At 63.2% G+C, this 14441-nt stretch carries 13 protein-coding genes; 11 read left to right on the plus strand and 2 right to left on the minus strand.

Annotated elements, in window-relative coordinates; translation table 11 throughout:
* Nucleotide 1: 1 nt before the first annotated feature.
* The 3 genes from ACX80Z_RS05355 to ACX80Z_RS05365 all read left to right on the plus strand — a co-directional run bounded on the left by ACX80Z_RS05355 (nt 2) and on the right by ACX80Z_RS05365 (nt 3453).
* Nucleotides 2-964 carry a universal stress protein gene (locus ACX80Z_RS05355; protein ID WP_459315139.1) on the plus strand — a complete coding sequence of 321 codons (963 nt, stop codon included), beginning with the start codon at nt 2-4 and terminating at the stop codon, nt 962-964.
* Nucleotides 961-2490 (plus strand): APC family permease, encoded by a 1530-nt coding sequence (locus ACX80Z_RS05360; RefSeq protein ID WP_459315140.1) that lies wholly within the window; start codon nt 961-963, stop codon nt 2488-2490. Before ACX80Z_RS05355 ends, ACX80Z_RS05360 begins: the two co-directional genes overlap by 4 nt.
* A 120-nt stretch (nt 2491-2610) precedes the next feature.
* Entirely contained in the window at nt 2611-3453 is an 843-nt protein-coding gene (locus tag ACX80Z_RS05365) for a universal stress protein (protein WP_019481787.1), read from the plus strand.
* Nucleotides 3454-3474: 21 nt separating this feature from the next.
* Here the strand turns inward: ACX80Z_RS05365 and rarD are convergent, their stop codons facing one another.
* Complete coding sequence (gene rarD, locus ACX80Z_RS05370; RefSeq protein WP_019481786.1) at nt 3475-4449, minus strand: EamA family transporter RarD; 975 nt, start codon at nt 4447-4449, stop codon at nt 3475-3477.
* A 191-nt stretch (nt 4450-4640) separates the two neighbouring features.
* Here rarD and ACX80Z_RS05375 point away from each other — a divergent pair, with 191 nt between their 5' ends.
* The 8 genes from ACX80Z_RS05375 to ACX80Z_RS05410 all read left to right on the plus strand — a co-directional run bounded on the left by ACX80Z_RS05375 (nt 4641) and on the right by ACX80Z_RS05410 (nt 14274).
* The gene (locus ACX80Z_RS05375) at nt 4641-6065 is read left to right on the plus strand and encodes an FAD-dependent oxidoreductase (protein WP_459315141.1); all 1425 of its coding nucleotides are present in this window, start codon (nt 4641-4643) and stop codon (nt 6063-6065) included.
* A 153-nt stretch (nt 6066-6218) separates the two neighbouring features.
* A complete protein-coding gene (locus ACX80Z_RS05380; protein WP_459315142.1) occupies nt 6219-6638 on the plus strand; it encodes a hypothetical protein in 420 nt (139 codons plus the stop codon).
* Between the two features lie 169 nt (nt 6639-6807).
* Nucleotides 6808-8115 carry a GAF domain-containing protein gene (locus tag ACX80Z_RS05385; RefSeq protein WP_459315143.1) on the plus strand — a complete coding sequence of 436 codons (1308 nt, stop codon included), beginning with the start codon at nt 6808-6810 and terminating at the stop codon, nt 8113-8115.
* Nucleotides 8116-8240: 125 nt separating this feature from the next.
* Nucleotides 8241-9764, plus strand: a complete 1524-nt coding sequence (gene exaC / locus ACX80Z_RS05390) for an acetaldehyde dehydrogenase ExaC (protein ID WP_459315144.1) — start codon at nt 8241-8243, stop codon at nt 9762-9764.
* Between the two features lie 24 nt (nt 9765-9788).
* On the plus strand, nt 9789-10184 hold the full coding sequence (locus ACX80Z_RS05395) for a DUF779 domain-containing protein (RefSeq protein ID WP_459315146.1): 396 nt from the start codon (nt 9789-9791) through the stop codon (nt 10182-10184).
* Nucleotides 10185-10307: 123 nt separating this feature from the next.
* Nucleotides 10308-10952: a TetR/AcrR family transcriptional regulator gene (locus ACX80Z_RS05400; RefSeq protein WP_459315147.1), complete on the plus strand. Its 645-nt coding sequence runs from the start codon at nt 10308-10310 to the stop codon at nt 10950-10952.
* Nucleotides 10953-11040: 88 nt separating this feature from the next.
* Nucleotides 11041-13608, plus strand: coding sequence for an MMPL family transporter (locus ACX80Z_RS05405; RefSeq protein WP_459315148.1), 2568 nt, complete (start codon nt 11041-11043; stop codon nt 13606-13608).
* A gap of 60 nt (nt 13609-13668) precedes the next feature.
* A complete protein-coding gene (locus ACX80Z_RS05410) occupies nt 13669-14274 on the plus strand; it encodes a TetR/AcrR family transcriptional regulator (protein WP_459315150.1) in 606 nt (201 codons plus the stop codon).
* A 95-nt stretch (nt 14275-14369) separates the two neighbouring features.
* Here ACX80Z_RS05410 and ACX80Z_RS05415 read toward each other — a convergent pair.
* Nucleotides 14370-14441: IS3 family transposase (locus ACX80Z_RS05415; protein WP_459315153.1), on the minus strand; the 72-nt coding region annotated here is incomplete at its 5' end.

A 14441-nucleotide genomic window follows, 5' to 3' on the forward strand; every position in this document is an offset into this window, starting at 1 on the left:
GATGGACTACATCGTCGGGTACACAGCAGATGAACGCGGCCGCGATGCCGTCAGCCTCGCCGTCGCCCTGGCTCGACGCCAGGATGCGAACCTCCAATTGGTGATGGTGATGCCCGAGCATTCCCCATTCAATGCGGTCTATCCACCCGAAAAAGGGTTCGAGAGCATCCTCTCGGCCCAGTTGCAGGAATGGCTGGCTGAAGGGCTCGCCCTGATCCCCGACGACGTAACCGCCCGCGCGCACGTCATCAGCGCAGATTCACAGGCGGGCGGGCTCATCGACGCAGCGGTTGATTCGGGCGCTTCGCTGATCATCATCGGTGCCAGCTCACGAGGCCTGCGAAAACGATTCAACGTCGGTAGCGTCGCCGGAACCCTCCTGCATGCATCGCCGGTACCCGTGGCCCTGGCACCCCAGGGCTATCGACGCCTCGATCCAATCACCCGGCTCACCTGTGCGGTGGGTACCAGGGAGGGTGCGGATGCGGTGATCGCGGTGGCCGTCGACTCAGCCACCCGACGTCGACTCCCGCTCAGGCTGGTCTCGCTCGTGGCGCTTGACCCGGCAACGGGCACCGATGGGGGAGCGGACGCCGTCGCGGTGGATTCCGCGCACCAGCACGCCAACACGCGTCTGGCCGAGGCGGCGTCGTCACTCGCCGCCGGCGGGCAGGTCAGTGTGGAAGTGGCGCAGGGAGCCACCGTCGAGGAAGCGATCGGAGCGCTGGCCTGGGACGAGGGCGAGATCCTCCTGGTCGGTTCCAGTCGTCTGGCGCAGCACAGCCGCCTGTTCCTCGGCGTTACTGCAAACAAGATCCTTCGAGCATTGACGGTGCCCATGGTTGTGGTGCCACGAAGTTACACAGCTGTTGAGGACCAGTCGCACCAGCCGGAGCGGTCTGTTACCAAGCGGTCCGATGCCGGTGAAGGCAAGGACGTTCAATCCACCGAGGTGAAGCAGTGAGCACCATACCAACGAAAGATCCCTCCACCGGACTCAGCCAGAAAGGTCTCAACTCCGGGTCGGTCGGCCTGTTGGGCGCGGTGGTGATCGGTGTATCGTGCATCGCTCCCGCGTACACGCTGACCGCGGCGCTCGGTCCCACCGTTGCAGAGGTGGGGGTGCAGTTGCCCGCCATCTTCCTGGTCGGCTTCATCCCGATGCTGCTGGTGGCCCTTGGCTACCGCGAATTGAACAATTCAATGCCCGACGCCGGCACCTCCTTCACCTGGGCCACCCGGGCTTTTGGGCCCTGGATCGGCTGGATGGGTGGTTGGGGTCTGATCGCCGCGACAGTTATTGTCCTGTCGAACCTGGCAGCTGTTGCTGTCGACTTCTTCTACCTGATGCTCGCCCAGCTGACCGGAAACGACTCGCTGGCCGATCTGACCCTTAACCTGCCATTGAACATCGTCACCACCCTGGTGTTCATCGCGTTGGCTTGCTGGGTTTCCTACCGCGGTATGGAAACCACCAAAGCCGTGCAGTATGTGCTGGTCGGCTTCCAGCTGTTGGTCCTGGGCTGGTTCGCCATCGCGGCCTTTGCCCACGTCGCCAATGGGACAGCCTTCGACGCGACGGCCATCAGCCCCGACTGGTTCAACCCGTTTGCGGTGGAATCCTTCTCGGCTTTCGCCGCTGGTGTGTCCCTCTCGATCTTCGTTTATTGGGGCTGGGACGTCACCCTGACCATGAATGAGGAAACCAAAGACCCCGAGCGTACTCCCGGCCGGGCAGCAACCCTCACCGTCCTGGTCATTGTGGTGATCTACCTGACGGTTGCGTTGGCGACCCTCACCTATGCAGGTGTGGGTGACGGCGAACTCGGCGCCGGAAATGCTGACAACCAGGGAAGCATTTTTGCGGTCCTCGCAGGCCCCGTGATGGGCCCCTTCGCCATCCTGATGTCCCTGACAGTTCTCAGCAGTTCCGCCGCGTCCCTGCAGTCCACCTTCGTGTCGCCTGCCCGCACCCTGCTGTCGATGGGTCACTACCGCGCACTGCCGGCCAGCTACGGCAAGATCAGCCCCACCTACAAGTCGCCCAGCTACGCCACTATCGCCGCCGCGGTCGCAGCTGCCGGGTTCTACGTAGTCACCAGGGTGGTATCCGAGAACGCCCTGTATGACACCATCACGGCGCTCGGCATGATGATCTGCTTCTACTACGGGATCACGGCGATGGCCTGCGTCTGGTATTTCAGGGCTGTCGCGTTCAGCAGCGCCCGCAACTTCGGGCTGAAGTTCCTCGCGCCGCTGCTCGGCGGCGTCATCCTGCTGGTCATGTTCGTGAAGACAGCCACCGACTCGATGGACCCGGGCTACGGTTCCGGCTCGTCCATCGGAGGGGTGGGGCTGGTGTTCATCCTCGGGACCGGGGTCATCCTCCTTGGGGCTGTGCTGATGTTCATCATGTACCGGGTCAACCCTGGCTTCTTCCGCGGTGAAACACTGAAGCAGGGGAGTGCTTCAGCCAACGTGGTGCAGTAACCCTCCGTGCCGTGTGACGGCGGGCACTTCGGTGCCTGCCGTCCACGATAAGGTTGCCTGAGCAGATCTGCGGCGGTAACCCCGGGCGCCGGTCAGAATCCGATCCGGAAGGCACGCCGTATGCGTTATGTAGTTGGCTTTACAAACAATGATCGTGGCCGTGACGCGCTGGCGTTGGCCACCTCGCTGGCTCGGACGCAGGGAGCCAGCATCGACCTGGTAACCGTTCTCGACCGCCCCCAGGACGGCAGCGTCGGCGCCGGCACCAACCGGGCCCTTGCCGCTTTGCATGAGGCGATCGAGGGGATTCCAGGGGGCGTCGAAGTAGTGCCGCACGTCAAACTCGCCGACTCTTTCGCCGAGGGACTCCTTGAGGTCGCCCATGACCTCGATGCGGGGCTGATCGTCATTGGAGCCGCCGGCAACGGCCTGCTCCGTCGATTCACCGTCGGCAGCGTAGCGAACGCGGTCCTGCACTCGTCGCCAGTGCCTGTCGGGTTGGCTCCGCGCGGGTACCGGCACCGCGACCGGATGACCAGACTCACCTGCGCCGTCGGTACCCGTGCGGGTGCCGAGGCTGTCCTGGATGTAGCGGTCGACTCCGCCGCGCGCCGCGGGATGCCGCTGCGCCTGATCTCGTTGGTGGCGCTGGACGTCAACGAGCAGTCGGATACCGGTGAAGCAATTAATCTTGCACACCGGCACGCCAACTCAGTGCTGGCTCGGGCGGGGGAGCAGCTTCCCGAAGGCCACGAAACCACCATCACGGTTGCCCACGGGCGTACCATCGAGCAGGCAATCGACGACATCGAGTGGGATCCAGGCGAGATCGTCTTCGTCGGATCGAGCCGGCTCGCGAAGCGCAGCCAACTATTCCTGGGATCGACAGCCAACAAGATGCTACGGGCGTTGCCTGTGCCAATGATCGTTGTGCCGCGGGACTGGAACCTCCCGGCAGCCTAGGAGTTCCTGGCCTCAACCGGGCTAGACCGCGGCGGTCTCCTCGACCGGCGTGGCATCACGGGAGCGGCGCGGTCGGGAGTTCTTTCGCACGGTGTGCAGCATGTCGACGGTCAGCATCGACAGGGCAATCCAGACCAGCCCGAACCCGATCCAACGCTCCAACGGCATCTCTTCCTGGAAAACGAAGAGCGCCAACAGGAACTGCAGCACTGGCGCGAGGTATTGGAGAAGCCCAATCGTGGTCAGCGGCAGCCTCCGGGCTGCGGCGCCGAAGAAGAGCAGCGGGACCGCGGTGATGATGCCCGCCGCGGCCATGATCCAGAAGTGTGCGGGGCCCTCGGTGAGCACTGTCGCGGATCCCGACACCGTCAGCCAGATCATCACGGCACCCGCGATCGGGGTGAGAACCGCGGTTTCGATACTCAGGCTGGACAGTGCTCCAACCTTGGAACCCACCCGCTTCTTGACGAACCCGTAGAACCCAAAGGAAAAGGCGAGGGTCAGAGCAATCCACGGCACGTTGCCGTAGCCGATGGCCAGCACCACCACCGCGATGATGCCAACGCCGACCGCCGCCCACTGCAGCCTGCGGAGCTTCTCCCGCAGCACGACGACGCCGAGCAACACGGACACGATCGGGTTGATGAAGTAGCCGAGGGCCGCCTCAATCGCGTGGCCGTTGGTGACCCCGTAGGTATACACAAACCAGTTCACAGCGATCAACAGCGCTGCGATCGCCAGAGTGCCGAGGATTCGTGGGTTCGACGCGGCGGACCACATCGTCCGCCAGGACCTCATCACGGTCAGCAGCAGCGCGCAGAACACCAGGGACCAGAGCACACGGTTCGCGACAATCTCGATTGCCGTCGCAGGCAGCAGGATCATGAAGTACAGCGGGAGGAGACCCCAAAGACCGTAGGCGCCGATGCCGTAAAGGATGCCCGTCGAGTTTTCGCTTCGGGGCTGGCGCGGGCTGGTGATATCGGTGGGGGTCACGTGGGCTCAAACGCCGCTGTCTCAGATTTTATTCCACTCTCCTACACTTCCAGCCGGATTCCTCTCCGCGCGGCACCGGTCGACGGAGACGGGCATCACAGGTTTAGACTGCATCAGCCGGTGCATTTAGAATAGGAAACTGTGCGCTAAGTGTACGTTTCGGTTGATCCACTAGGGAAGAAGGCCAATCAGTGTCCACCTCAGCTGCGGGGCGTCCGCTGCGGGTAGCGATCATCGGTGCCGGTCCGGCAGGGGTCTACGCTGCCGACATTCTGACGAAGTCCCAGGAGGTTCAGGGCGGTGACTTCGCGGTCAGCATTGACCTCTTTGATCAGCACCCCGCCCCCTATGGCCTGATTCGCTATGGCGTAGCGCCGGATCACCCGCGCATCAAGGGCATCGTGAACGCGCTGCACAAGGTGCTGGACCGGGGCGACATTCGGTTCCTGGGAAACATCAATTACGGGCGGGACCTCACGCTGTCCGACTTCCGCAAATTCTACGACGCAGTCATTTTCTCCACGGGCGCGATCAAGGACGCGGAACTGAACATCCCCGGAGTGGACCTTGACGGGTCCTTCGGCGGCGCCGAGTTCGTCTCCTGGTACGACGGTCACCCCGATGTGCCCCGCGACTGGCCACTGAACGCCACGGAGATAGCGGTGATCGGCAACGGCAACGTTGCCCTCGACGTTGCACGGGTGCTCTCCAAACACGCCGACGACCTGCTGACCACCGAGATCCCCGACAACGTGTACGCGGGGTTGAAAGCCTCACCCGTCACCGACGTGCACGTGTTCGGCCGCCGTGGTCCAGCCCAGGTGAAGTTCACGCCGCTGGAGCTGCGCGAACTGTCCCATTCCCGGGACGTGGACATTGTGCTCTACCCGGAGGACTTCGACTTCGATGCTGCCTCCGAACAGCAGATCGCCAGCAACAACCAGACCAAGACGATGGTTAAGACCCTCACCAATTGGCTGGTCGACGACGAACCAACAGGTGCCTCCCGACGGCTGCACCTGCATTTCCTGCACTCGCCTGTCCAGATCACCGATTCACCGGAAACCCCCGGCAAGGTCGCCAACATGAGGTTCGAACGCACCGAGCTCACCGGCGAAGGCACAGTTCGCGGCACCGGCGAGTTCATCGACTACCCCGTGCAGGCGGTCTACCGTGCGATTGGCTACTTCGGGTCCGAGCTTCCTGAAGTTGGATTCGATAGTCGGCGCGGTGTCATTCCCAACGAAGGCGGCCGGGTCATCGACCAGGCGGGCAACCCGGTTCCCGGCATCTACGCCACTGGCTGGATCAAGCGCGGACCGGTGGGCCTGATCGGCCACACCAAGGGCGACGCGTTGGAGACGATCGGTTTCCTCCTCGAGGACCGACTGAACCTCCCACCGGCCCAGGACCCATCGGAGCAGGCCATCATCGACCTCCTCACCGAGCGGGGGATTCGCTACACCACCTGGGACGGCTGGCTCAAGCTCGACGCCCATGAACTGAAGTTGGGCGCCAACTTTGTGCACGACGGCGGCGCCAATGCGGAGCTCGTCAGGGAACGTGTGAAGGTGGTCCCCCGGGACGAGATGATAGCCATCTCTCGGGACGAGTAGGTCCGCAGAAGAGCTGCGCCGCGGCCGGGATCGGACGACGGCGACGGGTCCCTGGCTGTGTTCAATTGGCTGTGCCCAGCCTGGCTCCGCCCAACCTCGCTTCGCCCAACCTCGCTCCGCCCAACCTTGTTGTGTCGCGCCTAGACTGTGGCAATGACACGCCAGATCCTCTGCTTCGCCTTCGCCCTGACCGGGGTGGTGCTCACCGTCGGTTGCAGCGGCCCGTCCCCTCAGCCCGACAGCGGTGACCAGCCCCTCGCTACCTACAGTCAGTCGGGTGCGAGCGGCGACGGTGCGGGAATCGCTGGTCGCCTGATTCTGGAAGACGGCTGTGTCTACTTGATCAGCCCGGAATTCTCGGAGCGGTGGGTTCCCGTGTTTCGCGCCGAAGCCAATCCTGAGTGGCGTGATGGCACCCTGGTCTTCGATGGCGAGGAGTACGCGGCGGACGAGACCGTCGGCCTCGGCGGAAGCGGTTGGGAGGGCAGCGAGGACCCGCTGACCATTCCTGAATCCTGTGATGACTCACCGCGGTGGACCACCTGGACGGTCGGGCCCGGGGACGCCCTCTAACGTCCCGGCGGTCACCTCTCCGGGGCATTTCGCCCCGCCGAAATGCGCCGCCAAACCCTGTGTCAAAATCCTGTTCCGGAAACTCCTCGACAACACCCGCGACAGACGGGCGCCGACGGCACTAGACTGATGCCACCCCACCGGCGGGGAGACCAGAAGCGGGGTGTCGATGACGCAGCAGCAACTGCCGATTCCGGGGGGACTCACGTCGAGATCCCTTCAGCAGTGCGCCCACCGTGCTCACGAGCGGCTCGGCAGCGCACCGCCCTCGGGCGTGCGCACACTGGTGGGCGAATCCTGGCTGCGTTCCCTGAAACACTTTCCCGATCCGGACGCCGCTCAGGCGCCCCTGTTTTACAGCGATGAAGAGCTTGATGCGTACCGCAGAGGCCACCCCCTGGCGGCGGTACTGCCGATTATCCGGAAGCTGCTGGTGCAACCCAGCGCTGACAGCGGATTACTGGTGGCGGTCGGCGACGCAAATGGTCGGCTGCTCTGGGTCGAGGGCGATCGGGACCTGCGCCGGCGTGCTGAGGGAATGATGTTCGTCGCGGGGTCGGACTGGTCGGAGGCTGCCGTAGGCACAAGCGCCCCGGGCACGGCGCTGGCCCTCGGGAGGAGCGTCCAGATTGCCGGGGCAGAGCATTTCAGTCCCCAGGCTCACCACTGGAGTTGCACAGCGGTCCCCGTCCATGATCCGGATTCGGGGATGGTGCTCGGCGTTGTGGACATTACCGGCACCGACGACGCTGTGGCAGTACACACGCTGTCTTTGGTCGAAGCGACTGTCGCTGCCGCTGAGGCGCATCTGAGCCTGCACCGGCTGCAGGACCAGCAACCAGCGCGAAAACTCCCCGCATCAAAAACGAATGCTGTCGACCGGGATGGCCTGCAGATACTGGGACAGGACCGCGGGGTTGTCCACCTGGGACGTAAATCGGTGGAACTCAGTGCACGGCATGCGGAACTCATCACCCTGCTCGCCCTGCATCCGGCTGGCCTCAGCGCCGAACAGCTCGCCGTAATGGCCTACCCGGAGCATGTGTCCGTCACCACCGTGCGCGCTGAGATGCTGCGGCTGCGGCGCGCCCTCTCCTCCCACCTACCGTCGCTGGTTCCGCGCTCCCGGCCGTACCGGCTACCCCGAGAATTGCCCGTCGATGCGTCGCAGGTGCTGGATTACCTGCAACGCGGCGCCCACCGGATGGCACTCAACCTGTACCGAGGGCCAGTCCTGCCAAGGTCCGAGGCGCCGTTTATCGTGAGGCTCCGCACCGAAGTCAGTTCCCTGCTCCGCGAAGCCGTCCTGACCGATGGCGCCGTCGACGCCGTCCTGCAGTATCTTCAGCTGCCCGAGGCCGCCGACGACGCCGAGGCGTGGACTGCCGCCCTGAAAGTGCTTCCGCCGCGGTCGCCGCGGCGGGCATCCGTCGTCGCGCACGTTGAACGGCTCGAGGCGGAACTCAGTCTTTCCTGACTGACGGACCGACCGGTCTGCGGGCCGGGTGCAGGGGCCTGGTGCAACCTTCGTGCAACTTATGCGTACCTACACTTCGAAGACACGACGACGACGTCCTGTTTTCGAACCCAAGGAGTTAAACAATGACTGTTTACGCCCAGCCCGGCCAAGATGGATCCAAGATAACGTTCAAGCCGCGTTACGAAAATTGGATTGGCGGTGAATGGGTTGCCCCCATCAAGGGGCAGTACTTCGAAAATATCTCTCCAGTCAACGGCAAAGCCTTCTGCGAGGTAGCGCGGGGGACCGCCGAAGACATCGAGCTGGCCCTCGACGCCGCCCACAAGGCTGCCCCCGGGTGGGGCAAGACGTCAGTGGCTGAGCGTGCAGCGATCCTCAACCGGGTAGCGGACCGGATCGAGGAGAACCTGGAAATGCTGGCGGTCGCCGAAACCTGGGACAACGGCAAGCCCATCCGGGAGGTGCTCGCCGCTGACCTCCCGCTCGCAGCGGATCACTTCCGCTACTTTGCCAGCGCTGTCCGCGCACAGGAGGGGCGCCTGTCCCAGCTGGACGACAACATGACCGCCTACCATTACCACGAGCCACTCGGCGTGGTGGGTCAGATCATCCCCTGGAACTTCCCGATCCTGATGGCCACCTGGAAACTTGCCCCCGCGCTGGCCGCAGGCAACGCCGTCGTCCTCAAGCCAGCCGAGCAGACGCCGACGTCGATCCTGGTGCTGATGGAGCTGCTCAGCGATATCCTGCCCCCGGGAGTGCTCAACGTGGTGAACGGTTTCGGTGTGGAGGCTGGCAAGCCACTTGCGTCGTCGAAGCGGATCCGGAAGATCGCGTTTACCGGTGAAACGACCACCGGCCGGTTGATCAGCCAGTACGCGAGTCAGAACCTCATCCCGGTCACCCTGGAACTCGGCGGGAAGAGCCCCAACATCTTCTTCGGCGATGTTGCCGACAAGAAGGACGCGTTCTATGACAAGGCCCTTGAAGGGTTCGCACTCTTCGCGTTCAACCAGGGCGAAGTATGCACCTGTCCTTCCCGGGCGCTGATCCAGGACTCGATGTATGACTCCTTTATGGCCGACGCCCTCGCGAGGACCGAGAAAATGGTGCAGGGCAACCCGCTGGACACGAGCACCCAGGTCGGCGCCCAGGCATCCAATGACCAGCTGGAAAAGATCCTCTCCTACTTCGATATCGGCAGGCAGGAAGGGGCGAAAATCCTCACCGGTGGTGAACGGATTACTCTCGACGGCGACCTCTCGGAGGGCTTCTATGTAAAGCCGACCATCTTCGAGGGCACCAACTCCATGCGGGTGTTCCAGGAAGAGATCTTTGGACCCGTTGTGTCGGTCACCCGCTTCAGCGACTACACCGAAGCAATGCAGATCGCCAACGACACCCTCTACGGGCTCGGCGCTGGTGTCTGGTCCCGCAACGGGAATGTCGCCTACCGTGCAGGCCGCGAGATCCAGGCCGGACGGGTCTGGGTGAACAACTACCACGCCTACCCTGCCGGGGCTGCGTTCGGTGGCTACAAGTCCTCGGGCATCGGCCGTGAAAACCACACGATGATGCTTGACCACTACCAGCAGACCAAGAACCTGTTGGTCAGCTACAGCGAAGACAAGCTGGGCTTCTTTTAAGGAGCGGCGATTCCTGAAGGAGCGATGATGACAGTCGAAGCCACCGTAGAGCTGCCCGGGGAAGATTTCTCGCGGGTAGCGCTCACGGAGTCAGCGGTGCAACTGCTGAGGAAGCTGTGGGATCTTCACGGACCCCTGATGTTTCACCAATCGGGTGGCTGCTGTGATGGGTCCTCGCCAATGTGTTACCCGGCGGATGACTTTATTACGGCGGAAGCCGATGTGCTGCTCGGAGTCCTCAACGTCGGTGAGGGGGCCGAAGCCGCCCAGCTGATCGAGTTCTGGATGTCCCGTGAACAGTTCGAGTACTGGCGGCATACGCACCTCACGGTCGATGTGGTTCCAGGGCGGGGGAGCGGGTTCTCCGTCGAAGCTCCGGAAGGAGTCCGGTTCCTGATCCGGTCCCGGCTGATGTCCTGACCAGCTGTCCGGCCCATCTTCACGTGGGCCGGACAGCTTCAGCAGGCCCATCACGGGTGAACGTGATGAGTTGCACACCGAATCTGGTTGCACAGAATGCAAAATTGCACTTAGTGTAACAATGTGAATGATCCAACCGTAGCGATGAGTGCCGTCCTCGCGGGTACGCCCGGCCGGCGCGAGCAGAACAAGCTCGACACCCGAAGGGCCATCGCCGTATCCGCGCTCGAGTTTGCCCGCACCCACGGGCTGGGCAACTTCACCGTGGATCAGGTAGCCGCCGAAGCAGGCGTGTCACGCCGCACCTTCTTCAACTACTTCCACAGCGCCGAAGAGGCGCTCACCACGTCCACTGATGCCTTTCTCGAACTGGCTGCCGCCGAATTCATGGCCAGGCCAGCGGACGAGCCCCTCTTTGACGCCATGATCGCGGCGCTCGCGGCCATTGCCAAGACCGAGAATCTCAGCGTCTGCGGGGAACTCTTCCGGATGGCCGAGGAAAGTCCCGAACTGATGCGCAGTCAACTGCATGCCTGGGAGCGAGCCGAAACCCGGATCCGCCAGGCGGTCAACGAACGACTGGGCGGCAACCTCGATCCCCTCTACCTGCTCGCGCTCGTTGGCGCTGTGCTCTCCTGCGTCAAGGCCGCAATGCAGGTATGGGCCGCCACAGCCAATGCACCACTCGCCGATTCAGCGAGTGAACTGGAAGACCAGATTGTCGGCGCCCTCTCGATGTTGCGCGACGGATTCAGTAACCCTAGCTAAGCCGGCCGCAACCGCCAGGCCGATCAACGCCGACCGGTCCGCCCACCCTTATTGCTTTCCAACAACCGAACGAACCGAGGAACACTTCATGGCACACCTGCTGTACCGCTTAGGCAAGTTTGCATCACGACAGCGCTGGTGGATTGTTTCCGCGTGGCTTGCCATTCTGTTGGCCGTGGGAGGTTCAGCGGCCGCGTTCTCGGGCACGTTGAGCAACAACTTCACCATTCCCGGCACTGAGTCACAGCGTGTCCTGGATGAGCTGAGGGACACCATGCCTGAGGCCATTGGCGGTATGGGAACCATTGTGTTCACGACCCCCGATGCTGCAATGACCGACGAACAGCAGACCGCTGTCGAGGACGCGCTCGCTGACCTTGAACAGGTTGAGGGCGTCGAATCAGTCATTAATCCCTTCGACATCTCCCGGCAGCTCGAGGACGGCCAGGCCGGCATCGACGAGGGCCGCGCTGAGATCGAGCAGGGCACCACCGAGCTCGAAGCCGGTGCCGCGCAGGCAGAAGCCGGTCAGGCCGAGCTGGATGCCCAGCGCGCCGAGTTTGAACAGAGCCGGGATCTGCTCCCACCCGAGCAGGCGGCGGCAATCGAGGCTCAGCTGGCGGAAGGCCAGGCCCAGCTCGACGCGTCGCTTGCCGAGATTGAAGGAGGCCGGGGTCAGCTTGAGGAGGGCCTCGCGGAGCTCGACCTCGCCGAGCGAACCCTCGAGGCGTCCTCCGGAATCAAGTTCGTGTCCGACGACGGCGCCGCAGCGGTAGCCAGCGTCCAGTTTGATTCCCAGATTGACGCCGTCACCCCGGAAACCCGCGAAGCGGTCCAGGTTGCAGCCGACGCTGCCACCGAAGCGGGCGTTGAGGTCAATTACAGCAAGGAAATCGTCCAGGACATTTCCGAAATCTTTGGGATCGCAGAGATCGTCGGCCTGCTGGTTGCTGTCATCGCGCTGATCGTCATGCTCGGCACCCTGGTTGCTGCCGGGTTGCCGCTGCTGATGGCCATCGTCGGCGTCGGGGTCGGAGTGGGTGTGACCTTTGCACTGACCGGCGTCATCTCGATGAGCTCCATTACCCCCGTGCTCGCCTTGATGCTCGGTCTCGCTGTCGGCATCGATTACTCCCTGTTCATCGTGAACCGGCACCGGACCCAGCTGCTTCGCGGCATGGACCTGCAGGAGTCGATTGGCCGGGCCACCGGTACCGCTGGCAACGCCGTCCTGTTTGCGGGCATCACCGTGATCATTGCCCTCGCGGCCCTAGCCGTACCGGGGCTGCCGTTCCTGACCCTGCTCGGGATGTCAGCCGCCGGTACGGTCGCTGTCGCGGTCCTCGTGGCGCTCACCCTGACCCCGGCGTTGCTCGGGTTCATGGGCCGGAAAGTGATCTCCCGCCGCCGGTGGGCCAAAGCGGAGGCTGAATCCGACCTCAACTCCTCCCATGAGCAGTTGCAGCTCGAGGCTGACAAGCTGTCTGCCAGCGGTCGTGGCTGGGGAGGCTTTGCCACCCGCAAACCGATCCTCACCCTCATCGCGGGCGTTGCGGCCCTTGCAGTCATCGCACTCCCAGCCCTTGAACTTCGGGTGGGCCTGCCCGACGGCGGCTCGGAGCCAGTGGACTCGACGGCGTTCCAGGCGTACGAGCTGGCGGGGGAGTACTTCGGCGAGGGGACCAACGGTCCGCTGCTGGTGGTGGCCAATCTTCCCGCCACCAACTCTGACGCTCAGCTAAGCGAGCTACAGCTCGAGGTCGCCGACCGCCTTGCCACAGTGGACAACACCGCCGCTGCCGTTCCGGCGGGCGTCAGCGACGACGGGCGGACCGGCATTTTCCAGGTGATCCCCACCGAGGGGCCCGCCAGCGAGAGCACCGAAGAACTGGTCCGGGAGCTCCGCGACTCAGCGCCGGTCATTGAATCGGACACCGGCGTACTGATCTCGGTGACCGGTCAGACGGCAGCCAACATCGACGTCTCAGAGAAGCTGATGGAAGCAATGCCCCTCTACCTGGGGATCGTCGTCGGGCTGTCGCTGGTGCTGCTGCTCCTCGTGTTCAGATCGATCCTGGTTCCCCTGATCGCCACGGCAGGTTTCCTGCTGTCCCTGCTGGCCAGCTTCGGTGCCACCGTAGCGATCTACCAGTGGGGCTGGTTCGGTGACATTTTCGGGGTGACCAACCCAGGACCAATCCTCAGCTTCCTACCCATCATCCTGATCGGCGTCCTGTTCGGGCTGGCAATGGATTACCAGATGTTCCTGGTCTCGGGGATGCGTGAGGCCTGGGTCCACGGAGGCAGCGCCAAGAGCGCCGTCCGGGTGGGCTTCAGCCACGGTGCACGGGTGGTGACCGCTGCAGCCATCATTATGGTCGCGGTCTTCGCCGGATTCGTGTTCTCCCACCTGACCATGGTCCGGCCAATCGGGTTTGGTCTGGCCTTCGGGGTGCTGATTGACGCCTTTGTGGTCAGGATGACCCTGGTGCCTGCCGCTATGTACCTGCTGGGAAGGCACGCCTGGTGGCTGCCGAAGTGGCTGGATCGTATCCTGCCGGACGTGGATGTCGAGGGCGCCCGACTAGCCCAGTCAGTACCGGCCTCGGAAACTGACGCCTCGGATGATGTCGATCAGGTAACAGTCAAGGGGTAAGGTGTCGCCGCTGGGTGCGCTGGTCTTGTCTGAGAGGTAAGCCGACGTACTATTCAAGACATGGCCAGACCACCCAACCCAGAGCGCAAGACGGAACTGCTTGACCAGATCCTGGACTACTTGCTGGATAAGACCTTTGCAGGACTCAGCTTTCGTACTTTGGCAGATGGCCTTGGTATCAGCAGTTACGTGCTGGTCTACCATTTCGGCAATCGCGAGGAGCTGGTCAACCAGATCGTCACTTACATTGAGCGTCGCGACGAAACGGTGAGGTTGCCTGATCCCGCAGAACTCAGCCGGGCGGACTTTCAGGAATGGATCAAGAGTGCTTGGTCTTGGGCGGTGATTGAACGCAACCGGCAGTTGCAAAGGCTCGAGTTCGAGGCTGCCCTCCACGACGCAGCCAGCCCTACACCCCGGGATAGTGCGCCGTTGAAGTTCGACTACTGGCACGGGTTTACCCAGGATTGGCTACGGTCACAAGGTGTTGCGCCCAGGCGGGCAGACTCGGCAGGCCGGTTGTTTATTTCGACACTCTATGGACTGCAATACGATTTCGTGGTCAACCGCGACCGGGCGGCAGTTGAGGCAGCTTTTCACCTGATGCTTGACTCCTTCTTCGCCCTGATCGATCAGGGCGAAGAATCGCAACAGCGGCCGACCTGACCTGAGTCAGACACAACTGCATCACAAAAGGCGGGTCCCAGTTCAGTCACTCTGAATGAACTGGTCCCCGATAGTTGGACTGGCCAAGTAAGATCCTAAGCCGCGAGGGCCTGGGTCCGGTATTGCACCGGGCTCAGGCCCTTGAGCTTTGTCGAGATACGTTCGTT

This window comes from Arthrobacter sp. TMT4-20 (assembly GCF_054510775.1).

What these genes read in the sequence shown, in the direction of transcription:
- ACX80Z_RS05355 (WP_459315139.1), top strand. Translation starts at nt 2, where the DNA reads ATGGACTACATCGTCGGGTACACAGCAGATGAACGCGGCCGCGATGCC.
- ACX80Z_RS05365 (WP_019481787.1), top strand. Translation starts at nt 2,611, where the DNA reads ATGCGTTATGTAGTTGGCTTTACAAACAATGATCGTGGCCGTGACGCG.
- ACX80Z_RS05380 (WP_459315142.1), top strand. Translation starts at nt 6,219, where the DNA reads ATGACACGCCAGATCCTCTGCTTCGCCTTCGCCCTGACCGGGGTGGTG.
- ACX80Z_RS05385 (WP_459315143.1), top strand. Translation starts at nt 6,808, where the DNA reads ATGACGCAGCAGCAACTGCCGATTCCGGGGGGACTCACGTCGAGATCC.
- exaC (WP_459315144.1), top strand. Translation starts at nt 8,241, where the DNA reads ATGACTGTTTACGCCCAGCCCGGCCAAGATGGATCCAAGATAACGTTC.
- ACX80Z_RS05395 (WP_459315146.1), top strand. Translation starts at nt 9,789, where the DNA reads ATGATGACAGTCGAAGCCACCGTAGAGCTGCCCGGGGAAGATTTCTCG.
- ACX80Z_RS05405 (WP_459315148.1), top strand. Translation starts at nt 11,041, where the DNA reads ATGGCACACCTGCTGTACCGCTTAGGCAAGTTTGCATCACGACAGCGC.
- ACX80Z_RS05410 (WP_459315150.1), top strand. Translation starts at nt 13,669, where the DNA reads ATGGCCAGACCACCCAACCCAGAGCGCAAGACGGAACTGCTTGACCAG.